The following is a 22,786-nucleotide window of genomic DNA, read 5'->3' on the forward strand; positions in this document are numbered from 1 at the left end:
CATACGATACGGGCCGCGTACTTTCGCCGTGCGCCTCACGGCCGCCAGCGGTAGCGGATCCAGCCGGGGACCGGTTCCGCGCCGAGCTGGGCGTAGAACGCCTCGCCTTTCTCGTTGCCCGCCTGCATGTCCCACTCGACGCGCCCGTCGGTGCGGGCGGCCAGCTCGGCGAGCAGCGCGCCGCCGAGGCCGTGGCGCCGCTGCGTGGGACGCACGAACAGGTCGTCCAGCCAGATCCCCGGCTTGGCTTCCCAGGTGGAGAAGTTCCAGCTGCAGAAGGCGAAGCCGGCGACCGTGCCGGGCTCGCCGGGCGGGGTCGCGATCAGCACCCAGGCCTTCGGCGCCGGCCCGAACAGGTGACCGCTCATCTCGGCGCGGTCCAGCTTGAGGTCGTGCTTGTCCTCGTAGACGGCGTGCTCCTCGATGAGCGCGCAGATCTCCTCGATGTCTTCGACGACGGCGTCGCGGACGGGCATTTCGCCTCCCGTTTCTGTCGGTGGTGGTCGTTAGGGTCGAGCGCGGAGGAGGTGGTCGATGGCACCGGAGGAGAAGTACGAAGACCTGGTCGACGAGTTCACCGGACAACCGGGCATCACGCCACCCGGCGCGACCGGCGGGTTCGGGCGTGGCGCCCTGCGCGTCGGCGGCCGGATCTTCGTGATGTTCGTCCGCGGGCAGCTGGTGCTGAAGCTGCCGGCAGCGCGGGTGGACGAGCTGGTCGACGGCGGCCACGGCGTCCGGTTCGACGCGAACAAGGGCACCCCGATGAAGGAATGGCTGGCCCTGGCGGCGGACTCGCCGCAGCCGTGGCCCGCCCTGGCGAAGGAGGCACTCGAGTTCGTGGGAGGCAAGTGAGACATCAGGCCTGGTAACGCAGTTCGCCGCCGATGGCGGTGGCCAGCACGCTCAGGTCGTCCAAAGCGGACTCGTCCAGCGGCGAGCCGGAGAGCACGGCGAAGTCGGCGAGCTTCCCGGGCTCCAGCGTGCCTAGGTCCTGCTCGGCGAAACTCGCGTAGGCCGAGCCGTACGTGTACGCGCGCAACGCCTGCTCCGGCGTCAGCGCCTCTTCGGGTGCGAAGGGCGCGCCGGACGCCGTCCGCCGGCGCACCATGTCCGCCAGGGCGAGCAGGGGCGCGCCGTCGACCACCGGGCGGTCCGACGACGCCGGGAGCACGCAGCCCGCGTCGAGGACGCTGCGCAGCCGGTAGCACCACGGCACGCGGGCCTCGCCGAGCGCGGCGCGCATCCCGTCGCCGAGCTCGTTGACGAACCGGCCCTGCGGCGAAGCGAGCAGCCCCAGCGAGGCGAGCCGGGTCAGCTCCGCGGGCTGGAGCACCGCGCAGTGCTCGATGCGGTGCCGGTGGTCCGCGCGCGGCGAAGCGGCCAACGCGGCTTCGTACGCGTCGAGGACGACGGTGATCGCGCGGTCGCCGATCGCGTGCGTCGCGATCTGCCAGCCGGCGTCGTGCGCCTTCCGGATCGTGCGGGCGATCTCGTCCTCGGGCACTTGGAAGTAGCCGCGGTTTTCGGGCTCGCCGTCGAAGGGTTCGTGCATCGCGCAGGTGCGCCCGACCAGGGAACCGTCGGCGAACAGCTTCATCGGGCCGACGCGCAGCCACTCGTCGCCGAGGCCGGTGCGCAGGCCGAGGTCGAGGCCGAACCCGGCGCCGTCTGGCAGATCGTGCAGCACGCTCGCGGCGACCATCACGGTGCTGCGCACGCGCAGCACCCCGCGGTCGCGCGCGACCTGGTAGGCGGCCAGTTCGGCGGGTGTCTCGCCGACCAGCCCGCCGCCGATCCCGGCCTCCTGGACGCTCGTGATGCCCTCGGACAGGTACCGCTCCGACGCCCGGTCGAGGCCGCGGACGACCTGCTCCACCGGCGTCGGGTAGGTCAGTGGCCGCAGCAGCAGCTGGGCCTGCTCGCGCAGCAGCCCGGTCGGCGAGCCGTCGGCGTGCACGACATCGCCGCCGACCGGCACGTGCGCCAGGTCCAGCTGGTCCAGGACGGCCGAGTTCACCACCGTCATGTGCCCGGACGTGTGCTTGAGCCGCACCAGCATCCCGGGCGCCGCGCGGTCGAGGCCGTGCCGGTCCGGGTGCCCGCCGGCGAGCTTGTTCTGGTCGTACCCGCTCCCGATCACCCAGCTGCCGGGCGGCAGCGTCGCGGCCCGCGCGGCGACGGCGTCGTAGACCTCCTCGACGCTGCGGCAGCCGCCGAGCGGGACGTCGTCGAGGGCCATCCCGAACCAGGCCATGTGGTTGTGCGCGTCGTGGAAGCCGGGCACGACGAACCCGCCACCGAGGTCGACGCGGCGGCGCGCGGACACTCCGAGAGCGTCCTCCCCCAGCGCGACGACCCGGCCGTGCAGCACGGCGAGTGCGCTGGTCAAGCCCATGCCCGTCCACACCAGGGCGTTTTCGTAGACCGCATCAACCCGCATCTCCGCCTTCCTCCCCGCCGCCACCCTCAACGGAGGCGCTTCGCGCCGCGGCTTCATTCGAAGGCTATCGATCGATCGATCGAACGTCTAGCATCGGCCTCATGCCCACCGTGGACTTCGCCGTCGAAGACGGCATCGCGCACATCCGGCTCAACCGGCCCGAGCGGCTGAACGCGGTCGCCGCCGTGCTGGTCGACGACTTCCTCGCCGCCCTCGACGCCGCCGCCCGCAGTGACGCGCGCGTCGTCGTGCTGTCCGGCAACGGCCGGGCCTTCTGCGCCGGCCACGACCTCAAGGAATCCACCCCGGAAGGTGATTCGCGGGCGCGCCTGGACCGGCTCCAGGACGTCACACGGCGGCTGCGCGCGCTGCGCCAGCCGGTGATCGCCGCGGTGCACGGCTACGCGATCGGCGCGGGCGCCGAGTTCGCGCTCGGTTGCGACCTGATCCTGGCGGCGGAGGACGCGGTGTTCGCGTTCCCCGAGGTCTCGCTGGGCCTGAGCGTCACCGGCGCGGCGTCGCGGCTGCTGCCGCTGCTCGTCGGCCCGCTCAAGGCGAAGGAGCTGCTGCTGCTCGGCGAGCGCTTCGACGGCCGGAAGGCCGCGGAGCTGGGCATGGTCAACGCGGCCGTCCCCGCCGATCAGCTCCAGGCCGAGGCGCGCAGCTGGGCGAAGCGGATCGCCGAGCATCCGCCGGCCGCCGCCGCGATGGCGAAGCGCGTCCTCGACACCCCGATCGACGTCGAGCCCGCGCTGGAGCTGGAAGTCAGCCACGCGCTGATCACCGAGCACTCGGCCGCGGTCGCCGCGTCCACGGAGGCCTTCCGGAGCCGGACGTGACGCCGCTGGCCGAGATCGGGACCCTCGCCCAGCTCGTCACCAGGGCCGCCGAACTGTGGCCTGAGCGGACGGCGTGGATCTTCGACCAAGGCGACCAGCGCTTCACCTTCGCCGAGGTCGACGCCGAAACGTCGCGCATCGCCGCCGCGCTGACCGAACGCGGCGTCGGCCCGGGCGACCGGGTCGCCGTGATGCTGCGCAACGTGCCCGCGTTCCCGTTGATCTGGCTCGGCCTGGCCAAGATCGGCGCGCTGCTGGTGCCGATCAACACGAACTACCGCGAGTTCGACGGCGCCCACGTGCTCCGCCACTCCGGCGCCCGGCTCGCGATCGCCGCCGACGAGTTCGTGGACCTGCTCACGCGCATCGCCCCGGAAACCAGCCTCGCCGAAGTCGTCACCCCGGACGCGCTCCAAGCGGCACTTTCACGTGAAAGTGCCGCTTTCACGCCGGTGCCGGAAACGCCGGTGAACCTCCAGTACACCTCGGGCACGACCGGCGCCCCCAAGGGCTGCGTGCTGCCGAACCGGTACTGGACCACCCTCGCGGTCAGCCTCGCCACGGACTTCCCGGCCGTCGGCGCGGACGACGTCATCCTGACCGCGCAACCGTTCCACTACATCGATCCACAGTGGAACGTCGCGCTGGGCCTGGCCGGCGGCGCCACGCTCGTCGTGCTGGACCGGTTCCACCCCAGCACGTTCTGGGCGAAGGTCCGCGAGCACGGCGTCACGTGGTTCTACTGCCTGGGCCTGATGCCGGCGCTGCTGCTGCGCCAGGAGCCGGCCGACGCCGATCGCGATCACAAGGTCCGCGCGATCTGCGCGTCCGCGATCCCGCTCGACCTGCACGCCGAGCTGGAGCAGCGGTGGGGCGTGCCGTGGTTCGAGGCGTTCGGGATGACCGAGACGGGCGGCGACATCCGGGTGGGCGCCGCCGACCACGACGAGACCGTCGGCACCGGCTGCATCGGCCGGCCGAGCCGCGACCGCGAGGTGATGATCGCCGGGCCCGACGGGGAACCGTTGCCGCGCGGGGAAACCGGGCAGCTGCTGATCCGCGGGATCGGCCTGATGCACGGCTACCACGCGGACCCGGTCGCGACGGCGAAAGCGTTCGAGAACGGCTGGTTCCACACCGGCGACCTCGCCCGGATGGACGACGCGGGCCGCGTCTACTACGTCGGCCGCACGAAGGACATGATCCGCCGCAGCGGCGAGAACGTCTCCGCCGACGAGGTCGAACGCGCGCTGCTGCTGCACCCGGCGGTGCGCGTGGCGGCCGTCATCGCGGTCCCGGACGAGCTGCGCGGCGAGGAGATCAAGGCGTACGTCGTGTGCGACGGCGAGCGTCCCGAACCGGCCGCGCTGACGGCGTTCTGCGCGGAAAAGCTGGCCTACTTCAAGGTTCCCCGGTTCTGGGCGTTCGCCGACGAGCTGCCGCTGACGCCGTCGGAGCGCGTCGCCAAGGGCGAGCTGCGGAAGGTGGCCGACCTGCGCGCCGGCGCCTGGGACACGAAGGTGGAGAGATGGCTGTGAGCAGTCGCGACCGGGTGCGCGCGGCGGCCGTGAAACTGTTCGCCAACAAAGGTTTCCACGGCACCGGCATCCGGGATCTGGCCCAGGAGGCGGAACTTTCGTCGGCGAGCCTGTACCACTACATGGGCACCAAGGAGGATCTGCTCGCGGAAATCATGCACACCGCGCTGACCCGCCTCCTCGACGCCGCCCGCGAAGCGACCGCCGGCAGCCCCGACCCGGTGCACCGGCTGCGCACGCTGGTGGCCCTGCACGTGCTCGCGCACGCGGTCGGCCCGGCGGAAACCCGGGTGGTGGACAACGAAGTCGACGTCCTGTCCCCGGCGGCGCGCGAGCCGGTCGTGGCGCTGCGCGACGGTTACGAGCGGCTTTGGGCCGCGGCCATCGACGAAGGCGTCGCGGCCGGGGTGTTCCACACCGAACACCCGGCGGTGACCCGGCTGGCCCTGCTGGAGATGTGCAGTGGTGTCGCGCGGTGGTATTCGCCGCGTGGCCCGCTCGCGCTGGACCAGCTCGCGGAGCACTACGCGGAGCTGGCGTCGCGGGCGCTGGGCTGCACGTCGGCTCCCGGCGTGAGCAACCTGGCCCGGTGCCGCGAAATCATCGCCAAAGAGTGGGGGCTGTCCGTTTAGCGCCGGTTTTACCTGAGTACGCCTTGCTCAGACGGCGCGCGTGGGGGACGCTCGAAGGGTGACTGAGGAAACGATCCAACTGGAACTGGACGACTCGGGTCTCGCGCCGGGCCTCCCGACGCCGGCAAACCCCCGCGATCAGGTGCAGGACGTGCCCTACCGCCCGGTCGAGTTCCGCGATGACGATCTCCCCACCGCCCTGGAGCGGTGCTCCAAGTGGCTACGGCAGGCGCAGGAGTGGCTGGGCGAGCCCCTCGACGTCCTGGCCATCCACCTCGACTACGACGACCGCCAGGGTTCGCCGTACTACGACGTGAAGCTGCTGTGCAACGAAGAGGACCTGGCCGGCGTACCGATCGCCATCCGCAACAAGAAGTAGCTCCAACCGCCGTCAAGGCCACTTCCCGGAGTTCGGGAGGTGGCCTTGACCGCGTTCCGGGGGTCCTCAGCCGAGGACGCCGCCGACCTTCACGTGCCCCTTGAGCAGGTTGCGCGCGATCGTGCGGCGCTGGATCTCGTCCGTGCCCTCGTAGATGCGCAGCAGCCGCAGCTCGCGGTACCAGCGCTCGACCGGCAGTTCCCGCGTGTAACCCATGCCGCCGTGGATCTGCATGACGCGGTCGACGATTTCGTTGGCCTTCTGGCCGCCGTACAGCTTCGCCATCGACTGCGCGTGCCGCGAGTCGACGCCCTGGTCGACCTGCCAGGCGGCGCTGAGCACCAGCCAGCGCAGGGCTTCCAGCTCGACGCCGGAGTCGGCGATCATCCACTGGATGGCCTGCCGCTCGGCGATCTTCTGCCCGAACGTCTCCCGGGTGTTGGCGTACTCGATGGCCATCGAGATCAGCCGCTCGCACGAACCGATCGCGCGCGCCGGCAGCAGGTAGCGGCCCTGGCCGATCCACTGCATGGCCAGCTCGAAGCCACGGCCTTCCTCACCGAGGATCTGCGTCTCGGGGACGCGGACGTCCTGGAAGATCAGCGACGCCGGGCCCCACTCGCCCATGGTGTCGATGTACTCGGACTTCCAGCCGGCCTCGCGGTCGACCAGGAAGCACGTGACACCGCCGTTCGCGCCCTTTTCGGGGTCGGTGATGGCGAAGACCATGGTGAAGTCGGCTTCGTTGCCGCCGGTGATGAAGGTCTTCTCGCCGTTGATGACCCAGTCCGTGCCGTCCTTGCGCGCGGTCGCCCGGATGGCCTTCGCGTCGGACCCGGCGCCCGGCTCGGTGATCGCGAAGCAGGACTTGCGCTCGCCCGAGATGGTCGGCAGCAGGTAGGCCTGCTTCTGCTCCTCGTTGGCGTGGAACAAGATGTTGTCCGCGGCGCCGCCGAAGCGGAACGGCACGAAGGTGCGGCCCAGCTCGGCTTCGAGCAGCGCGGCCATCACGGCGGACATGCCCATGCCGCCGTACTCCTCCGGCGTCAGGATGCCCCAGAAGCCGGACTCCTTGGCCTTCAGCTGGAGGTCCTTCAGCTCCTCGCCGGTGAGGCCGGGCTGGTGCGCGCGCTCGCGCCGCAGGACCTCCTGCTCGAGCGGAACCAGCTCGCGCTGGACGAACGTGCGGACCCAGTCGCGCACTTCCCGTTCTTCGGTGCTGAGAGAAAAGTCCATGGGTGAGCTGCTCCTCCGACACTGGCTAAGCGCTTGCTTAGTCAAGAGTACCCGCTGAGTGTGGCATTACCCCAGTCCTGCACCCGAATTCGTGACAACCGGCCTGGCACCGGGAAGGATCGGGAATGTGATGGAGATCGTGGTCCGCTGGTCAGCGCCGTTGCCCGCCGAGCCGCGCTTCCTGCGCCTGCTGGACGACGTCGAGCAGGACCGCTTCGGGGCGTACCGGCAGGACGCGGACAAACGCCGGTTCCTCACCGGCCGCGTCCTGGCGAAGACGGTCACGGCCGAGCGGCTGGGCATCCCGCTGGAGTCGGTGAAGTTCGACGCGACCTGCGACGACTGCGGCAAGCCCCACGGCAGGCCACGCATCCCGGGCGCGGACCTGACGTTGTCCATCTCACACTCGGGCGACCTGATCGGCCTCGCGGCCACCCCGGCGGTCCCGGTCGGCCTCGACGTCGAGACGGCGACGCGCAAGGCCGACGAGGGCCTCATCGAGTACGCGCTGAGCCCCGCCGAGGCCCAGCACCTGACCGGCCTGTCGGGCGAAGAGAAGGCGCGCGCGTTCTTCGTCTACTGGACGCGCAAGGAAGCGGTGATGAAGGCCACGGGCAAGGGCCTGAAGATCCCGCTGCAGAGCATCACGTTCTCCCGCTACGACGAGCCGGCCCGCCTGCTCGCCTCGGGCGACCCGGCCCTGGACCCGGCCCGCACGAGCCTGTCGGACCTGAAGGCCGCAGACGGCTACCGCGCGGCGATCGCCGTCCTGACCACCGAAGAGCTGTCGGTGACCGAGGAACACTGGGTGCCCTGACAAAGACACGGAGTAGCGGCTCCCGCCGCTATGGTCGCCGTGCTCGAAATCGTGCCGGACAAGGGCGACCCGTACCACCGCGCGAACCCGGACGGCGCCATGCGCGGCCTCGTGTTCGGCCCTCACGGCGAACGACTGCTGACCTACCTGGTTCCTCGAAGACCAGAACCGGGTCGACCTGCTTCGCGTGCTGTGGACTACGTGATCGAGTCTTCCAGGCCCATCGCCGTCAGCAGGGTCCGGAACTTCGCCGTCGTCTCGTCCAGTTCCGCCCTCGGGTCCGACGCCGGGACGATGCCGCCGCCCGCGTACAGCCGCATCGACGTCGACGCGATCTCGGCGCAGCGGATCGCCACCGCCCACTCGCCGTCGCCCGTGGCGTCGACCCAGCCGACCGCGCCCGCGTAGTAGTCGCGGTCGAACGGCTCCAGCTCCTGGACCAGGTCGCGGGCGCCCTCGGTCGGGGTGCCGCAGATCGCCGGGGTCGGGTGCAGGGCCGCCGCGAGGTCGAGGGCGGTGACGCCCGGGTCGGCCAGCTCGCCGGTGATCGGCGTGCGCAGGTGCCAGATGGCCGGCGTCGTCACCAGCTCGGGCTCGGCCGGGACCTCCAGCGTCCGGCAGAACGGCCGCAGCGCCTCGACGACGTAGTCGATGACCACGGCGTGCTCGAGCTGGTCCTTGCGGGACGTCCGCAGCGCCTCGCCGTTGGCCCGGTCGGTCGCCGGGTCGGCCGAGCGCGGCATCGAGCCGGCGTGCGGGCTGGAGAAGACCGTCGACCCGGTGCGGCGCAGCAGCAGCTCGGGCGTCGCGCCGACGAGCGTCCGGCCGCCGGGCAGCTCGGCCGCGTAGGTGAAGTGCCGGGGATTGCCGACCGCCAGGTTGCGCACGATGCTTTCGGCGACCAGGGGGGCGGCGAACTCGAGGTCGAGCGCGCGGGCCAGGACGGCTTTCCGCAGGTCACGCTCACGAAGAGCGTCGACGGCGGCGCGCACCGAAGCCATGTGCTGCTCGGGTGAGGGCACCGCACGCACGCGCGACGGCGCCGGCAGGACCTCACGGGGCAGCGACGGAGCGCCTTCGGACCGGTGGACGGTCCGCGGCACGACCAGGTGACCCGGCACCTTCGTGTCGGGCCCGGTGTCGAACGGCAGGACGCCTACCGCCAGCGGGGCGCCGGTCTCGGCGAGGACGCCGGGGAGCACCGCGGCGAGCCGCCGGGGGTCCGTCTCGGTGACGGTCCGGAGGGTGCCCTGCGCCAGGAGTGCGCGCCGGGCGGTCGTGAACAGGAAGTCGCCGCGCTGGTAGCGGGCGGCCAAATCAACGGCAGGGAGTTCGTCCACCACTCCAGAGTCCCAGGATCCGGGAGATCCGCGAGGGAAGTGTCACGAGCGACACTCCCCCCGCGGTCAGCTCCTGGTGACGGCTACTTGAGCGCGTCGATGAGCGCCTCGCGCTGGCGCTCGCCCAGGCCGGCGGCGCGCCGGTCCGGGTCGATGCCGGCCTGCTCGAGCAGGGCGGCGACCTTCACCGCGCCGAGGCCGGGAACGGCCTTCAGCAGCTGGGTGACCTTCGTCTTCCCGATCGTCTTGTTCTCCTTGGCCTGCTTGAGCACCTTTTCGATGCTCTCCTTGCCGGACTTGATCGACGCGAGCAGCTCCGAACGCGCCTTGCGAGCCTCGGCCGCCTTGGCGAGTGCATCGGCGCGCTGCTCCGGAGTCAACGTAGGCAGAGCCAACGTAGTAGTCCTTTCCTCTCAGGTCTCCGCTTTCGCGGCCGACGGCTTTTTGCTGTGCTTGCTGCTGCAAGCGCTGGCCAGCCGTCCCTTACCACGGCCCCAGTAAACGCCACCGGGATCGCGGCCGTGCAACCGACACGCACTTATTACCCCTGGAGGTGATGCCGGGCAACCCGCTCCGGCCTGCGGAAACGCTCCCAATCCGCGTCCCGAGTGGCCTGACTCACCCGGAAGTGAAGCCTCCACTACGCCCCGAATCCGCGCTTATTTCCTTACATACAAGGAAAAGGGCCAGATCCGATGATCATGATCACCGTTCGGTCGTCCCGCGATCGGGCGACGACCGTGACCGAACGGAGCCATTGTTGACCATGCCCGCTTCACCCGATCCGCACTAGAGTCGGCTCAACCCCAGTTCACCGGCGAACACCCCCGGGAGTGACCATGTTGAGCACCATGCAGGACGGCCAGCTGTCGCTGGCGAACCTGCTCCGCCACGGCACGTCGGTGCACTCGGCGAGCGAAGTCGTCACCTGGACCGGTTCAGAAGCCCGGCGCGAGACCTACGGCGAGCTGGGCCGCAACGCCGCCCGCCTCGCGAACGCGCTCCGGAGCCTCGGCATCACCGGCGACCAGCGCGTCGGCACGTTCATGTGGAACAACGCCGAGCACCTGGCCGCCTACCTGGCCGTCCCGGCCATGGGCGCCGTGCTGCACACCCTGAACATCCGCCTGTTCCCCGAGCAGCTGGTCTTCGTGGCCAACCACGCCGAGGACCAGGTCGTCATCGTCGACGGCACGCTGGTGCCGCTGCTGGCCAAGCAGCTGCCGGAGTTCAAGACCGTCCGGCACGTCATCGTGGCCAACGGCGACGCGTCGGCGCTCGAAGCCCCGGCCGGCGTCGAGGTGCACTCCTACGCCGAGCTGCTGGCCGCGCAGCCGGACACCTTCGACTGGCCGGAGATCGACGAGCGCTCCGCGGCCGCGATGTGTTACACGTCGGGCACCACGGGTGACCCCAAGGGCGTCGTCTACTCGCACCGGTCGATCTGGCTGCACTCGATGCAGGTCTGCATGAGCGACAGCATGAACCTCGCCCAGCACGACAAGGCGCTGGCCATCGTGCCGATGTTCCACGCGATGGCGTGGGGCCTGCCCTACGCGGCGCTGATGGTCGGCGCGACGCTCGTCATGCCGGACCGCTTCCTCCAGCCCGCCCCGATCGCCGCGCTGCTGGCCGAGGTCAAGCCGACGTTCGCCGGCGCGGTCCCGACCGTCTGGCAGGGCCTGCTCGCCCACCTCGAAGCGCACCCCCAGGACATCTCGCACCTGCGTGAGGTCGTGGTCGGCGGCTCGGCGGTGCCGCCGTCGCTGATGCACGCGTTCCAGGAGCGCCACAACGTGCCGATCCTGCACGCCTGGGGCATGACCGAGACGTCGCCGCTGGGCAGCGTCGCGCGGCCGCCGGCGTCGGCGACCGGCGACGAGGCCTGGCGCTACCGCTACACGCAGGGCCGCTTCCCGGCGTCCGTGCGGGCCCGGCTCATCGGCGACTCGGGCGAGGTGCTGCCCTGGGACAACGAGGCCGTCGGCGAGCTGGAGGTCCAGGGCCCGTGGATCGCCGGGCAGTACTACGGCGGGCAGGACATCGACCCCGAGAAGTTCCACGACGGCTGGCTGCGCACCGGTGACGTCGGCAAGGTGAGCTCGGACGGCTTCCTGACGCTGACCGACCGCGCCAAGGACGTCATCAAGTCCGGCGGCGAGTGGATCTCGTCGGTCGACCTGGAGAACCAGGTCATGGGCCACCCGGCGGTGGCCGAGGCCGCGGTCGTCGGCATCCCGGACGAGAAGTGGGACGAGCGGCCGCTGGTCGCCGTCGTCCTCAAGGAGGGCCAGACGGCCACGCCCGAGGAGCTGCGCGAGTTCCTCAGCGACAAGGTCGCGAAGTGGCAGCTGCCGGAAAACTGGACCTTCGTGGACGAAGTGCCCAAGACGAGCGTCGGCAAGTTCGACAAGAAGCGGATCCGCGCGTCCTACTCCGAGGGAAAGCTCGACATCTCACAGCTCTAACGGGTAAATCTCCGGCGTGGCTTCAGTTCCGTGAATGCCACATTGAGGGACTCTGTGTCCCTCGATGTGGCATTCACGGACGTACGCGGAGGAGTACTGGGGATGCGGAACAGACGTAGTTTTCTCGCGCTCGCGGGGGTCGGAGCGCTCGTCGCGGCGTGCGGGTCCAACACCGGGCGGCAGGGCGACCCACCCGCGTCGACGGCGTACTCGGCGGGACCGCCGCCGTCCGACGCCCCGAAGGTCAGCCTGCAGCAGTGGTACCACGCGTATGGCGAGGACGGCGTCCAGGAAGCCGTCAAGCGCTATGCCGCGACCTACCCCGGCGCCGCCGTCACGGTGCAGTGGAACCCCGGCGACTACGACTCGAAGATCGTCACCGCGCTGCAGAACAGCAAGGTGCCGGACGTCTTCGAGGCGCAGGTGAAGATCGACTGGGTGCGGCAGAACCAGGTCGTCGCGCTCGACGACGTCATCGGGCCGGTGAAGGGCGACTTCAGCCCGGCCGTGCTGGCCGCGCAGACCGTCGAAGGCAAGGTCTACGGCATCCCGCAGGCCACCGACACGCAGGTGCTCTTCTACCGCAAGAGCCTGCTGCAGGCGGCCGGCGTGCAACCGCCGCAGACCGTCGACGAGCTGATCGACGCGGCGGCGAAGCTCACGAAGGACGGCGTCAAGGGCTTCTTCGCGGGCAACGACGGCGGCGTCGGCGTGCTCACCGGACCGCTGCTGTGGTCGGCCGGCCTCGACTACCTGAAGAACGGCAACCGCGAGGTCGGCTTCGACGACCCGCGCGCGGCGACCGCACTGGCCAAGCTGCACACGCTCAACACCAACGGCTCGCTGCTGCTCGGCGCGCCCGCCGACTGGTCGGACCCGGGCGCGTTCATCGACGGGCTGGCCGCGATGCAGTGGACCGGCCTGTGGAACGTGCCGAAGATCCGCGACGCGTTCGACGACGACTTCGGCGTGCTGCCCTTCCCCAAGCTCGACGGCAGCGGCGCGCCGTCGGTGCCGGTCGGCGCGTACGGCGCGATGGTCAACGCCAAGAGCGCGCACGTCGCCGAGGCGAAGGCGTTCGTCAAGTGGCTGTGGGTCGACCAGACGCAGGACCAGCTGGAGTTCGCGACGAAGTTCGGCTTCCACGTCCCGGCGCGCCAGAGCCTGATCGACCGCGCGGACAGCCTCAAGTCCGGCCCGGCCGCCGACGCCGCTCGCTTCGTCAAGGAGAACAGCCACCTGGTCGGCGGTCCCGTGTGGACCCAGCAGGCGAACACGGCGCTGTCCGACGCGGCGGCGAAGATCGCGAAGGAGGGGGCGGACCCGGCCGCGCAGGTGAAGACGGCGGTCGGGGTCGCGCAGGCCGAGCTCAAGCGCCTGTTCGGATGAAGCGGCGCGATGCGCGCGCGTTCTGGCTGTTCGTCGGGCCGTTCCTGCTGGGGCTGGCGGTGTTCGCGTACCTGCCGATCGGCTGGAGCGCGTACCTCTCGTTCTTCGACGCGCGCAACACCGTCACGCCGACGCGGTTCGTCGGGCTGGACAACTACGGGCACATGCTCACCGACGAGCCGTTCCTGTCCAGCCTCGGCACGTTCAGCGTGTTCGCGCTGTTCATCGTGCCGCTGACGTTCGCCCTGTCGCTGGCGCTCGCGCTCGGCGTCAACCAGCTGCGGTTCGCGCGCGCGTTCTTCCGGTCGGTGTTCTTCCTGCCGTTCGCGTGCTCGTACGTCGTGGCGTCGCTGATCTGGAAGACGTCGCTGTTCTCCGGTGTCCGGTACGGCCTGGCGAACACGGTGCTGTCGCTGTTCGGCGCCGACCCGGTGGCCTGGACGGGCACGGTCCACCCGCCGCTGTACTGGATCGTGCTGGTGACGGCGCGGCTGTGGCTGCAGCTCGGGTTCTACATGATCCTGTTCATCGCGGCGCTGCAACGGATCCCGGTCCACCTGTACGAAGCGGCGTGGCTCGACGGCGCGAAGCCGGGCTGGCAGGTGTTCCGGTACGTCACGCTGCCCCAGCTGCGCGCGACGGCCGTGGCGGTGCTGCTGCTGAACCTGATCAACGCGTACCAGGCGTTCGACGAGTTCTACAACATCATGGGCGACGCCCGCGGCTACCCGCCGTTCGCGCGGCCGCCGTTGGTCTACCTGTATTACACATCCCTGGGCTCGGGCGGCCAGGACCTCGGCCGCGGCAGCGCGGGCGCGGTGATCCTGGCGCTGATCATCGCTCTGGTGACGCTGCTGCAGGGCCGCGTCCTGCGGTTCGGACGTGCGTCATGAGGGCATTCCTCCGCTGGACGGCGCTCATCATCGCGGCCGTGCTGTTCCTGCTGCCGTTCTACCTGCTGCTGCGCAACGGCCTGGCCTCGCGCGCGGAGATCACCGCTCCACAGTGGACATTCTTTCCGTCCACAGTGCACTGGGAGAACTTCGCCAAGCTCTTCGCCTCGGACGACGTCCCCTTCGCGAGGAGCTTGCTGAACTCGGCGATCGTGGCGGTCCTGCAGACAGTCGGCCTGCTGGTGCTGTGCTCGCTGGCGGGCTACGGCCTGGCGCGCATCCCGTACCGGCATTCCGGGATCGTGTTCTACGCGGTGCTGGCGACGCTGATGATCCCGACGTCGGTGACGTTCGTGCCGAGCTTCGTGGTCGTCTCGACACTCGGCTGGCTGTCGGACTTCCGCGGCCTGGTGATCCCGGGCTTGTTCAGCGCGTTCAGCGTCTTCCTGTTCCGGCAGTACTTCCTGGACTTCCCCCGCGAGCTGGAGGAGGCGGGCCGGGTGGACGGCCTCACCCGCTGGGGCGTGTTCTGGCGCATCGTGGTCCCGAACTCCCGCGGCTTCTTCGCGGCCATAGCGGTGATCACGGTGATCGGCAGCTGGAACGCGTTCCTGTGGCCGCTGATCATCGCCCAGTCGCCGGATTCGTGGACGGTCCAAGTGGCGCTGTCGGGCCTGCTGACGGCCCAGAACCCGCAGCTGAACCTGCTGTTCCTGGCGGCGGCGGTGTCGATCCTGCCGATCGTGCTGCTGTTCGCGTTCCTGCAGCGGTACCTGGTGCAGGGGGTGACGGAGTCGGGCCTGAAGGGCTGAGTAACAACCGGGGTCACCGGAACGACTTCGGATTACTGACAGAAGTGGGTGCGGCGTGACCGATTTCGACTCCTACCAGCAGCCCGACCCGGCCGAGCCGGCGTGGCAGCAGTACCCGCCGTCCACGCCGACGCCGGCCCCGCCGGCGGCGATGCAGCCTTACTACGGGACGCAGCCGTACCCGGTCCAGCCCTACGCGGCGCAGGCCTACCCGTCGCAGCCCTACCCCGCCCAGCCCTACCTCGCCCAGCCCTACGCGATGGCGGCGTACCCGATGCTGCGCACGAGCGGCATGGCGGTGGCGGGCATGGTCGTCGGCATCCTGGCGCTGATCGGCTTCTGGGTCCCGTTCGCGGACCTGCTGCTCGGTTTCCTGGCGATCGGCCTGTCGTGGGCCGGCATCGTCCAGGGCGGCCGGCCCGGCTACACCGGCAAGGGCATGGCGATCGCGGGCCTGATCTGCGGAATCATCGGTGTGATCCCGGCGCTGATCGTGATGCTGTTCTTCTTCGGCCTGTTCGCCGCCACCGGAGCGTGCGGCATCGCCTGCTGAGCGGCAGCGCCAGCGGCGGAAATGACCACGACCTTCGGCGGTACACCCCACCCAGCCGCCGTGACATGGTGAACCCAAGTGTCACGGTGAATGTTTTTCATGTTCACCGTGTGGTCAACGTCGTCCGGCACGGTGCTGGGCAACCGAGATACCTGGGGAGCGAGACACCATGGCCGAACTCACGCGGCGCACCTTCGCCACCGCCGCCGGCGCCGCCGGTCTCGGGCTGCTGCTCTGCACGCCCACCGCGAACGCGCTCGACCGCGCGCTGCGGCTCACCTCCACCCGCTCCGTCAGCACCGCCGGGACGACCCTCGAGCAGGTCGCGACCGGCGGCGGCACCACGACCTACTCCCGGCTGAGCGCCGGCCCCGGCTGGCCGCTCGTCGTCCGCAGCGACCTCGCCGCCCCGCAGGCCGGGCGCGACGACCGGCGTCGCGCGCTCAGCGCGTTCGTGCAGTTCACCGACCTGCACATCACCGACACCGAGAGCCCCGCGCGCTTCGAGTACCTGCACCCCTACATCGGCTCCGCGCACCGGCCGCAGGAAGCGCTGGGGACCGTCGCGACCAGCGCGCTCGTCGAACGCGTCAACAGCGTGCGGCAGGGCCCGTTCACCGGCCGGCCGTTCGACCTCATGGTCACCACCGGCGACAACACCGACAACCACGAGCTGATCGAGCTCGACTGGTTCCTCAAGCTGCTCAACGGCGGCAGCATCACGCCGAACTCCGGCGACGCGGGCGCGTACGAAGGCGTCCAGAACTCCGGCAACAGCACGTTCTGGAACCCGGCCACCCCGGGCGCCGACGCCTACTCCGCCAAGGGTTTCCCGCAGCTGCCCGGCCTGCTCGAAGCGGGCATCGGGACGTTCACCGCGCCGGGTCTCGACGTCCCGTGGTTCTGCACCTTCGGCAACCACGACGACAGCATCGTCGGGTCGCTGCCGGCCCAGATCCCCGGCATCGACGCCTGGTACACCAGCAAGTACAAGGTGATCGGCAAGGACGAGAGCACCGCGAAGAAGCTCGCCGCGGCCATCAAGAAGCCGGGCTCGAGCGTGCCGGTCGCCGAGCTGTTCGGCGGCGGGGGCACGATCCGCGAGATCACGCCGGACGCGCGTCGCCGCCCGTTCAGCACCGGCGAGTTCGTCCGCGCGCACCTGGACACGGCCAACACCGGCCCCGGCCCGGTCGGGCACGGCTTCGGCGCCGACAACGCCGACGGCAAGGCCGTCTACTACACGTTCCGGATCGCGCCGGGCATCACCGGAATCAGCCTCGACACGACGACCGACGCCGGGTTCGCCGACGGCTCGATCGGCCTCGCGCAGTACAGCTGGGTCGAGTCGACGCTCAAGCGCGGCAGCTCGGCGTACTACGACTTCTTCGGCCGCAAGGTCACCCACAGCGTCACCGACGAGCTGTTCCTGCTGTTCAGCCACCACACCAGCGGCTCGATGGGCAATCTGCTGCCGGACTCGCGCCACCTGCTCGACCCGCGCCTCGACGGCAACGCGTTCGTCGCGCTGCTCAAGCGCTTCCCGAACGTGCTGGCCTGGGTCAACGGCCACACGCACCGCAACCAGATCACCGCCCACGCCGGCGGCACGCCGAAGCAGAGCTTCTGGGAGATCAACACCGCGTCGCACGTCGACTTCCCGCAGCAGGCCCGCATCGTCGAGGTCGCGGACAACGCCGACGGCACGTTGTCGCTGTTCACGACGTTGATCGAGGCGGAAGCACCGTACGCCGTGGATTACGACGCCCGGACCCCGCAAGCGCTTGCGTCCCTGTACCGCGAGCTGTCGTACAACGACATCCACGTGGACCTGGGCCGCGTCGGCTCGGACGCGGACCACAACACGGAACTGCTGCTCGTCAACCCGCTGTCCTGAGTCTTCCGCGGCTTGTCGTGAGTGGTTAGGGCGGTTCTAACCGCCCTAACCACTCACGACTACCCCGGAGGTAATCGACCCGCAGCCTCGGCGTCCGGCAAGCTGCGAGGCATGACCGATCCCGAGGGCACGCAGCTCTTCCACCGCTCCATGCCGTTCTCCGAACGCCTCGGCGTCGAGGTCCTGGAGCACGGGCCCGCGCTCGTGCGCAGCCGGCTGAAGTGGGACGAGAGCCTCTGCACGCTCGGCGGCGCGCTGCACGGGGGCGCGCTCATGGCGCTGGCCGACTCGACCGGCGCCGTCTGCGCGTTCCTCAACCTGCCCGAGGGCGCGCAGGGCACGACGACCGTCGAGTCGAAGACGAACTTCCTGCGCGCGGTGCGTTCGGGCTACGCCACTGCGTCGTCCGGACCACTGCACGCGGGCCGCAAGTTCGTCGTGGTGGAGACGGAGATCCACGACGACGACGGCAGGTTGGTCGCGAAAGTGACACAGACCCAGGCCGTCCTCTAGGTACCTGTTTACATACCCGGCCGGACCGGCGAAAATCCCTGGCTACTGGGTGGGTCGAACGAGGAGCCGGGATGCGTGTACGCAGTTTGTTCGCCATATTGTCCGTTGTGATGCTGACGGCGGTGACGGCGCAGGTCGCCGAGGCCGCGCCCGGCCGGCCGGGCGACGACGAGTCGATCGACTACCACGAGTGGGCCGGCGGCCGCCTGCACGAGGGCAGCTTCGCCGGGCTCGCGCTGACCCGCGACGGCCTGCGCATCACGCGCCCGATCGGCACGGTCGAGCACGCCGAGCCCGAGCTGGGCACGACGAAGACGTACGAATACGGCCAGTGGACGTCCCCGTCGTACCGCCAGGGCTTCGGCGCGACGCAGCTCGTGTCGTCGTGGAACGCGCAGACGCCGGCGAAGACCTGGCTGCAGGTCGAGGCGCAAGGCAAGACGGCGGCGGGCGCGGAGACCGGCTGGTACGTGATGGGCCGCTGGGCCAGCGGCGACGCCGACATCCTGCGCACCAGCGTCGACGGCCAGGACGACGCGAACGCCCTGGTCGACGTCGACACCCTGGTCACGAAGGCCGGCGTCACGCTCAAGTCGTACAAGCTGCGGATCAGCCTCTACCGCGAGGCGGGCTCGCACGCGACGCCGTCGGTGACGTCGCTGGGCGCGATGACCTCGGCGGTGCCGAGCCGCTTCGACGTCCAGACGACGAAGCCGGGCCGCGCGAGCGGGATCGAGCTGAAGGTGCCGGCGTACGCGCAGAACCTCCACAAGGGACAGTTCCCGCAGTACGGCGGGGGCGGCGAGGCATGGTGCAGCCCGACGTCGACGGAGATGGTGGCCGAGTACTGGGGCAAGAAGCCGTCGGCGGCGGAGATGTCGTGGATCCCGTCGGACTACGTCGACCCGTCGGTGGCGTTCGCGGCGCGCTACACCTACGACCACGCGTACGACGGCACGGGCAACTGGCCGTTCAACACGGCGTATGCGGCGTCACGCGGGCTGCGCGGGCACATCACCCGGCTGCACTCGCTGAACGAGCTGGAGAACTACATCGTCCGCGGCATCCCGGTGATCACGTCCCAGTCGTTCCTGGCCTCCGAGCTGGACGGCGCGGGCTACGGCACGGCGGGCCACATCATGGTGGTGGTCGGCTTCACCAAGGACGGCGACGTGATCGTCAACGACCCGGCGTCGAGCAGCAACGACCGGGTGCGCAACGTCTACAAGCGGGACCAGTTCGAGAAGATCTGGCAGCGCACGCAGCGCTACCGCGCGGACGGAACCGTAGCGGGCGGCCCGGGCGGGATCGCGTACATCATCACGCCGGCCTGACCCTCGACGTGTCGTGAGGGGCACCCTCAGGGACGTTGTGTCCCTCAGGGTGCCCCTCATGACTGTCCGCGCTGACCTGGCCGGATCAGCGCTGGGTGGCGGCACACCACCCGGGGCAGGCACTGCTCCACACCGTCACGCCGAGCGTCGGCCTCGCGCCGGGTGACCTCGACGTCATCGATGCCTGGCTCGCCACGCACGCATAGGCCATCGCCAACTCCGGCCGCACAGTTGCGTGAAGCGCAACACAGCGCACCCTCCGCATCGACTCTCACTCATGCGGATGTCGCCATCTGCGCGTGATCCGTGGCAAGCTGCGGACGAACCAGCAGTGCAGCCGGAAGGTGGATACATGCCGTACGAGGTCCAGGGGGTCGTTTCGCGGGCGAAGGGCGAGCCGGTCTCGCTGGAGACGGTTCTGGTGCCCGATCCTGGGCCCGGCGAGGCCGTCGTCAACGTGCAGGCCTGCGGGGTCTGCCACACCGATCTGCACTACCGCGAAGGCGGGATCAACGACGACTTCCCGTTCCTGCTCGGCCACGAGGCCGCGGGCGTCGTCGAGGCCGTCGGGGACGGCGTCACCGACATCGAACCCGGCGACTACGTCATCCTCAACTGGCGCGCGGTCTGCGGCACCTGCCGGGCCTGCAAGCGCGGCAAGCCGTGGTACTGCTTCTCGACGTTCAACGCCACCCAGCCGATGACGCTCGCCGACGGCACCAAGCTGTCGGCCGCGCTCGGCGTCGGCGCTTTCCTCGAGAAGACGCTCGTCCACAGCGGACAGTGCACGAAGGTCAGCCGCGACGCCGAACCGGCCGTCGCCGGGCTGCTCGGCTGCGGGGTGATGGCCGGGCTCGGCGCGGCGATCAACACCGGCGCCGTCACCCGCGGTGACTCGGTCGCGGTCATCGGCTGCGGCGGCGTCGGCGACGCGGCCATCGCGGGCGCGAAGCTGGCCGGGGCCACCACGATCGTCGCGATCGACATGGACGACCGGAAGCTGGAGTGGGCCAAGGACTTCGGCGCCACCCACACCGTCAACAGCCGCGGGCTGAGCGAAGAAGCCGTCGTCGAGGCCATGCAGGACGCCACCAGCTCCTTCGGCCCGGACGTCGTGATCGACGCCGTCGGCCGGCCGGAGACCTGGCGCCAGGCGTTCTACGGCCGCGACCTGGCCGGGACCGTCGTGCTCGTCGGCGTGCCGACGCCGGAGATGCGGCTGAACGACCTCCCGCTGATCGACTTCTTCTCGCGCGGCGGCTCGCTCAAGTCGTCCTGGTACGGCGACTGCCTGCCGAGCCGCGACTTCCCGATGCTGGTGGACCTCTACCTGCAGGGCCGGCTGCCGCTCGACAAGTTCGTCACCGAGCGGATCGGCGTCGACGGCGTGGAGCAGGCCTTCGAGCGCATGCACCACGGCGACGTCCTGCGTAGCGTGGTGACGTTCTGACGCTCTTCGTCGACGAGGACTACCCGGCCGACCCCTACCCGGGGACCCGGCCGGGCTTCTCCTTCGTGCACACCGACGGCGCCGGCTACCCGCTGGACACGGCGCCGGACGGCTGGCGGCAACGCCAGGCCGTGCTGGCGTACGGCTCCAACGCGAACCCGTCGAAGATCAGCTGGATGCGCGCCGAGCTGGGCCTGCGGGGCCCGGTCGTCGTCGCGCACGCCCGGTGCGACGGCCTCGCCGCGGTCTGGGCGTCCGGCCTGCGCTACCGCGACGGCCAGCGCCCGGCGACGCTCACCGCGCTGCCGGGCGTCGAGGAGCACGCCGTCTGGTTCGTGACGCCGGACCAGCTCGCGGTGCTCGACGTCTGCGAGGGCCGCGGCAACCGCTACCACCTCGTCCGGCTGACCGACCCGGACATCACGCTCGAAGACGGCAGCAAGGTCACCGACGTCCTGGCCTACATCGGCGCGATGCCGATCCGCTTCCCGCTGCTGGTCGACGGCAAGCCCGTCCGCACCGCCGACGTCCCGCAGGCGCAGGCCGTCGAGCTGCGGGGCGAGGAAGCGGCCGGCCCGGGCGTCGCGTGCGAGGTCGTCGAGCCACCGGACGGGCGCACCTTCCCCTAGATCAGCTTGCCTGGGTTCAGGATCCCGGTCGGGTCCACCGCGGACTTAGCCGCGCGCAGCACCTCGACGCCGAGCTTGCCGATCTCCGCGCTCAGGTACGGCGCGTGGTCGACGCCGACGGCGTGGTGGTGCGAAATCGTGCCCAGGCCGCTGATCGCCTCGCACGCCGCGGCCTTCGCGCGCTGCCACTGCCCGACCGGGTCGGCCTGGTCGCGCGCGGTCAGCACCGTGAAGTACAGCGACGCGCCCGTCTCGTACGCGTGCGAGATGTGGCACATGACGATCGCGCGGCCCAGCGACGCCGTCAGCGCCGCGCGGACGTCGTCGCGCAGTTCGTCCACAGTGGACCAGTACGTCGCGGTCTCCAGCGTCTCGACGCAGACGCCGCGGTCCATCAGGGCGTCACGCTGGCGCGGGCCGCCGAACCGGCCGTGCCGCCAGGACTCGCCGAGCGCCTTGCCGACGCGCACCGCGCCGAGCGCCTTCAGCCGGCGCGTGGTCTCGCGGCGCCGGACCGCGACGTCGTGCGCGGTGCCTTCCCAGCCGACGATGAGGAAACACGGCCGCCGCACCCCGCGCGCGGCCAGGTACTTGCGCAGCGCCGTCGTCTTGAGCCCGGCGTTCAGCGCGAGCGACACCTCGGTTTCGTCCACATCGGACAGCCGGGTGACGTCGGCGAGCACGTGGTTCTGGGCGAGGTCACGGACCGCCGCCGCGCCGGCTTCCCAGCCGGGCAGCGCGTAACCCTCGTACCGCTTGACCGGCGGCGCCGGCCGGACGCGCAGCGAGACCTCCGTGATGACGCCGAGCGTGCCTTCGCTGCCGACGGCGAGCTGGCGCAGGTCCGGCCCGGCCGCGGACGCCGGGGCGACGCCGAGCTTCCACTCACCGCGCGGGGTGGCCAGCCGGACGCCCGTGACCATGTCCTCGAACCGGCCGTAGCCGGCCGACGCCTGGCCGGCCGAGCGCGTCGCCGCGAAGCCGCCGATCGTGGCGCGTTCGAACGACTGCGGGATGTGCCCGAGCGTCAGGCCGCGCTCGCCGAGCAGCCGCTCGGCTTCCGGTCCGCGGACGCCGGCCTGCAGCACGGCGATGCGCGATTCGGTGTCGACCGACACCAGCGCGTCGAGCCGGACGAGGTCGAGCGCGATCACGGACGTCTTCCCGCCGCTGAGCGCCGCGACCCCACCGACCACAGAGGTCCCGCCGCCGAACGGGACAACTCCGACATCGTGCTGCACGCAGACGTCGAGCACCGCCTGGACCTCGTCCGGCCCGGCGGGCAGCACGACCGCGTCCGGCACCGGGAAGTCCACCGCGGACGACCGACGGCGCAGGAGATCCAGGTAGGACAGCCCGGTGGCCCGTGCGAGCCGCGCCGCGTCGTCGACCAGCACGTTCGCGGTTCCGACGACCTCGGACAGCGCTTCCACTGCAGACTCGGCCAAACTTGACGACGGTATTTTCACCGTCAATTCGGCCACCTGTGCAGCGCTGGGAGCCACCTGGCCTATACGCTGTTCAAGCCACTTCGCCGCCCGCGCGGGCAGCTGGGCGGCGTCGGCGGCTTCCGCGGTCCAGGACTGACGGAGACGGTGGTCAATCAGCTCGTTCACGACTACAG

At 70.5% G+C, this 22,786-nt stretch carries 22 protein-coding genes; 16 read left to right on the top strand and 6 right to left on the bottom strand.

The features are described from left to right. Nucleotides 1–35 precede the first annotated feature (35 nt). Entirely contained in the window at nucleotides 36–476 is a 441-nt protein-coding gene (locus OHS58_RS31830; protein ID WP_328644961.1) for a GNAT family N-acetyltransferase, read from the bottom strand. Between the two features lie 58 nt (nucleotides 477–534). Here OHS58_RS31830 and OHS58_RS31835 point away from each other — a divergent pair, with 58 nt between their 5' ends. Continuing rightward, complete coding sequence (locus OHS58_RS31835; RefSeq protein ID WP_328644962.1) at nucleotides 535–855, top strand: hypothetical protein; 321 nt, start codon at nucleotides 535–537, stop codon at nucleotides 853–855. Nucleotides 856–859: 4 nt separating this feature from the next. Here the strand turns inward: OHS58_RS31835 and OHS58_RS31840 are convergent, their stop codons facing one another. Continuing rightward, entirely contained in the window at nucleotides 860–2,443 is a 1,584-nt protein-coding gene (locus OHS58_RS31840) for an amidohydrolase (protein ID WP_328644963.1), read from the bottom strand. A gap of 101 nt (nucleotides 2,444–2,544) precedes the next feature. Between OHS58_RS31840 and OHS58_RS31845 the strand changes: the two genes are divergently transcribed. From OHS58_RS31845 to OHS58_RS31860, 4 genes are read left to right on the top strand one after another with little or no spacing between them, the layout of a single operon-like run. Further along, the gene (locus OHS58_RS31845; protein WP_326957417.1) at nucleotides 2,545–3,282 is read left to right on the top strand and encodes an enoyl-CoA hydratase/isomerase family protein; all 738 of its coding nucleotides are present in this window, start codon (nucleotides 2,545–2,547) and stop codon (nucleotides 3,280–3,282) included. After that, nucleotides 3,279–4,820 (top strand): ATP-dependent acyl-CoA ligase, encoded by a 1,542-nt coding sequence (locus tag OHS58_RS31850; protein WP_328644964.1) that lies wholly within the window; start codon nucleotides 3,279–3,281, stop codon nucleotides 4,818–4,820. The genes OHS58_RS31845 and OHS58_RS31850 overlap by 4 nt, the downstream gene beginning before the upstream one ends. Beyond that, nucleotides 4,811–5,452, top strand: coding sequence for a TetR/AcrR family transcriptional regulator (locus OHS58_RS31855; RefSeq protein ID WP_442875480.1), 642 nt, complete (start codon nucleotides 4,811–4,813; stop codon nucleotides 5,450–5,452). Before OHS58_RS31850 ends, OHS58_RS31855 begins: the two co-directional genes overlap by 10 nt. A gap of 58 nt (nucleotides 5,453–5,510) precedes the next feature. Beyond that, nucleotides 5,511–5,831, top strand: a complete 321-nt coding sequence (locus OHS58_RS31860) for a hypothetical protein (protein WP_247058300.1) — start codon at nucleotides 5,511–5,513, stop codon at nucleotides 5,829–5,831. A 66-nt stretch (nucleotides 5,832–5,897) separates the two neighbouring features. Here OHS58_RS31860 and OHS58_RS31865 read toward each other — a convergent pair whose 3' ends face one another. Then, nucleotides 5,898–7,067, bottom strand: coding sequence for an acyl-CoA dehydrogenase family protein (locus OHS58_RS31865; RefSeq protein ID WP_326957413.1), 1,170 nt, complete (start codon nucleotides 7,065–7,067; stop codon nucleotides 5,898–5,900). 130 nt (nucleotides 7,068–7,197) lie between these two features. Here OHS58_RS31865 and OHS58_RS31870 point away from each other — a divergent pair, with 130 nt between their 5' ends. After that, nucleotides 7,198–7,884 carry a 4'-phosphopantetheinyl transferase family protein gene (locus tag OHS58_RS31870; RefSeq protein WP_328644965.1) on the top strand — a complete coding sequence of 229 codons (687 nt, stop codon included), beginning with the start codon at nucleotides 7,198–7,200 and terminating at the stop codon, nucleotides 7,882–7,884. A gap of 197 nt (nucleotides 7,885–8,081) precedes the next feature. Here the strand turns inward: OHS58_RS31870 and OHS58_RS31875 are convergent, their stop codons facing one another. Then, nucleotides 8,082–9,224 carry an isochorismate synthase gene (locus OHS58_RS31875; protein WP_328644966.1) on the bottom strand — a complete coding sequence of 381 codons (1,143 nt, stop codon included), beginning with the start codon at nucleotides 9,222–9,224 and terminating at the stop codon, nucleotides 8,082–8,084. A gap of 83 nt (nucleotides 9,225–9,307) precedes the next feature. Continuing rightward, the gene (mihF, locus tag OHS58_RS31880) at nucleotides 9,308–9,619 is read right to left on the bottom strand and encodes an integration host factor, actinobacterial type (protein ID WP_026468624.1); all 312 of its coding nucleotides are present in this window, start codon (nucleotides 9,617–9,619) and stop codon (nucleotides 9,308–9,310) included. Nucleotides 9,620–10,063: 444 nt separating this feature from the next. Between mihF and OHS58_RS31885 the strand changes: the two genes are divergently transcribed. The 10 genes from OHS58_RS31885 (at nucleotide 10,064) to OHS58_RS31930 (ending at nucleotide 21,162) form a co-directional block, all read left to right on the top strand. Further along, nucleotides 10,064–11,692, top strand: coding sequence for a long-chain fatty acid--CoA ligase (locus OHS58_RS31885; protein ID WP_326944634.1), 1,629 nt, complete (start codon nucleotides 10,064–10,066; stop codon nucleotides 11,690–11,692). Nucleotides 11,693–11,794: 102 nt separating this feature from the next. After that, nucleotides 11,795–13,081: an ABC transporter substrate-binding protein gene (locus tag OHS58_RS31890; RefSeq protein ID WP_328644967.1), complete on the top strand. Its 1,287-nt coding sequence runs from the start codon at nucleotides 11,795–11,797 to the stop codon at nucleotides 13,079–13,081. Beyond that, nucleotides 13,078–13,974, top strand: a complete 897-nt coding sequence (locus OHS58_RS31895; protein ID WP_328644968.1) for a carbohydrate ABC transporter permease — start codon at nucleotides 13,078–13,080, stop codon at nucleotides 13,972–13,974. The genes OHS58_RS31890 and OHS58_RS31895 overlap by 4 nt, the downstream gene beginning before the upstream one ends. Next, entirely contained in the window at nucleotides 13,971–14,786 is an 816-nt protein-coding gene (locus OHS58_RS31900; protein WP_326944637.1) for a carbohydrate ABC transporter permease, read from the top strand. The genes OHS58_RS31895 and OHS58_RS31900 overlap by 4 nt, the downstream gene beginning before the upstream one ends. 55 nt (nucleotides 14,787–14,841) lie before the next feature. Next, a complete protein-coding gene (locus tag OHS58_RS31905) occupies nucleotides 14,842–15,339 on the top strand; it encodes a DUF4190 domain-containing protein (RefSeq protein WP_328644969.1) in 498 nt (165 codons plus the stop codon). A 169-nt stretch (nucleotides 15,340–15,508) separates the two neighbouring features. Then, nucleotides 15,509–17,236 (top strand): TIGR03767 family metallophosphoesterase, encoded by a 1,728-nt coding sequence (locus OHS58_RS31910; protein WP_328644970.1) that lies wholly within the window; start codon nucleotides 15,509–15,511, stop codon nucleotides 17,234–17,236. A 111-nt stretch (nucleotides 17,237–17,347) separates the two neighbouring features. After that, nucleotides 17,348–17,749 (top strand): PaaI family thioesterase, encoded by a 402-nt coding sequence (locus OHS58_RS31915; protein ID WP_328644971.1) that lies wholly within the window; start codon nucleotides 17,348–17,350, stop codon nucleotides 17,747–17,749. A 71-nt stretch (nucleotides 17,750–17,820) separates the two neighbouring features. Further along, nucleotides 17,821–19,083: a peptidase C39 family protein gene (locus tag OHS58_RS31920; RefSeq protein ID WP_328644972.1), complete on the top strand. Its 1,263-nt coding sequence runs from the start codon at nucleotides 17,821–17,823 to the stop codon at nucleotides 19,081–19,083. 352 nt (nucleotides 19,084–19,435) lie between these two features. Beyond that, complete coding sequence (locus OHS58_RS31925; protein ID WP_326944643.1) at nucleotides 19,436–20,533, top strand: S-(hydroxymethyl)mycothiol dehydrogenase; 1,098 nt, start codon at nucleotides 19,436–19,438, stop codon at nucleotides 20,531–20,533. A 65-nt stretch (nucleotides 20,534–20,598) separates the two neighbouring features. Next, nucleotides 20,599–21,162 carry a gamma-glutamylcyclotransferase family protein gene (locus OHS58_RS31930; RefSeq protein WP_328644973.1) on the top strand — a complete coding sequence of 188 codons (564 nt, stop codon included), beginning with the start codon at nucleotides 20,599–20,601 and terminating at the stop codon, nucleotides 21,160–21,162. On the opposite strand, the gene OHS58_RS31935 is transcribed toward OHS58_RS31930, so the two are convergent. Beyond that, nucleotides 21,159–22,778 carry an FAD-binding oxidoreductase gene (locus OHS58_RS31935; RefSeq protein WP_328644974.1) on the bottom strand — a complete coding sequence of 540 codons (1,620 nt, stop codon included), beginning with the start codon at nucleotides 22,776–22,778 and terminating at the stop codon, nucleotides 21,159–21,161. The two genes, OHS58_RS31930 and OHS58_RS31935, sit on opposite strands and share 4 nt — an antisense overlap. Between the last annotated feature and the right edge of the window lie 8 nt (nucleotides 22,779–22,786).

This window comes from Amycolatopsis sp. NBC_00348, assembly GCF_036114655.1.
In the GTDB taxonomy this organism is placed as follows: domain Bacteria; phylum Actinomycetota; class Actinomycetes; order Mycobacteriales; family Pseudonocardiaceae; genus Amycolatopsis.

Coding starts and splice junctions, on each gene's coding strand:
- OHS58_RS31830 (WP_328644961.1), bottom strand. CDS start 476: ATGCCCGTCCGCGACGCCGTCGTCGAAGACATCGAGGAGATCTGCGCG.
- OHS58_RS31835 (WP_328644962.1), top strand. CDS start 535: ATGGCACCGGAGGAGAAGTACGAAGACCTGGTCGACGAGTTCACCGGA.
- OHS58_RS31840 (WP_328644963.1), bottom strand. CDS start 2,443: ATGCGGGTTGATGCGGTCTACGAAAACGCCCTGGTGTGGACGGGCATG.
- OHS58_RS31845 (WP_326957417.1), top strand. CDS start 2,545: ATGCCCACCGTGGACTTCGCCGTCGAAGACGGCATCGCGCACATCCGG.
- OHS58_RS31855 (WP_442875480.1), top strand. CDS start 4,811: ATGGCTGTGAGCAGTCGCGACCGGGTGCGCGCGGCGGCCGTGAAACTG.
- OHS58_RS31865 (WP_326957413.1), bottom strand. CDS start 7,067: ATGGACTTTTCTCTCAGCACCGAAGAACGGGAAGTGCGCGACTGGGTC.
- OHS58_RS31870 (WP_328644965.1), top strand. CDS start 7,198: ATGGAGATCGTGGTCCGCTGGTCAGCGCCGTTGCCCGCCGAGCCGCGC.
- OHS58_RS31885 (WP_326944634.1), top strand. CDS start 10,064: ATGTTGAGCACCATGCAGGACGGCCAGCTGTCGCTGGCGAACCTGCTC.
- OHS58_RS31890 (WP_328644967.1), top strand. CDS start 11,795: ATGCGGAACAGACGTAGTTTTCTCGCGCTCGCGGGGGTCGGAGCGCTC.
- OHS58_RS31895 (WP_328644968.1), top strand. CDS start 13,078: ATGAAGCGGCGCGATGCGCGCGCGTTCTGGCTGTTCGTCGGGCCGTTC.
- OHS58_RS31900 (WP_326944637.1), top strand. CDS start 13,971: ATGAGGGCATTCCTCCGCTGGACGGCGCTCATCATCGCGGCCGTGCTG.
- OHS58_RS31910 (WP_328644970.1), top strand. CDS start 15,509: ATGGCCGAACTCACGCGGCGCACCTTCGCCACCGCCGCCGGCGCCGCC.
- OHS58_RS31915 (WP_328644971.1), top strand. CDS start 17,348: ATGACCGATCCCGAGGGCACGCAGCTCTTCCACCGCTCCATGCCGTTC.
- OHS58_RS31920 (WP_328644972.1), top strand. CDS start 17,821: ATGCGTGTACGCAGTTTGTTCGCCATATTGTCCGTTGTGATGCTGACG.
- OHS58_RS31925 (WP_326944643.1), top strand. CDS start 19,436: ATGCCGTACGAGGTCCAGGGGGTCGTTTCGCGGGCGAAGGGCGAGCCG.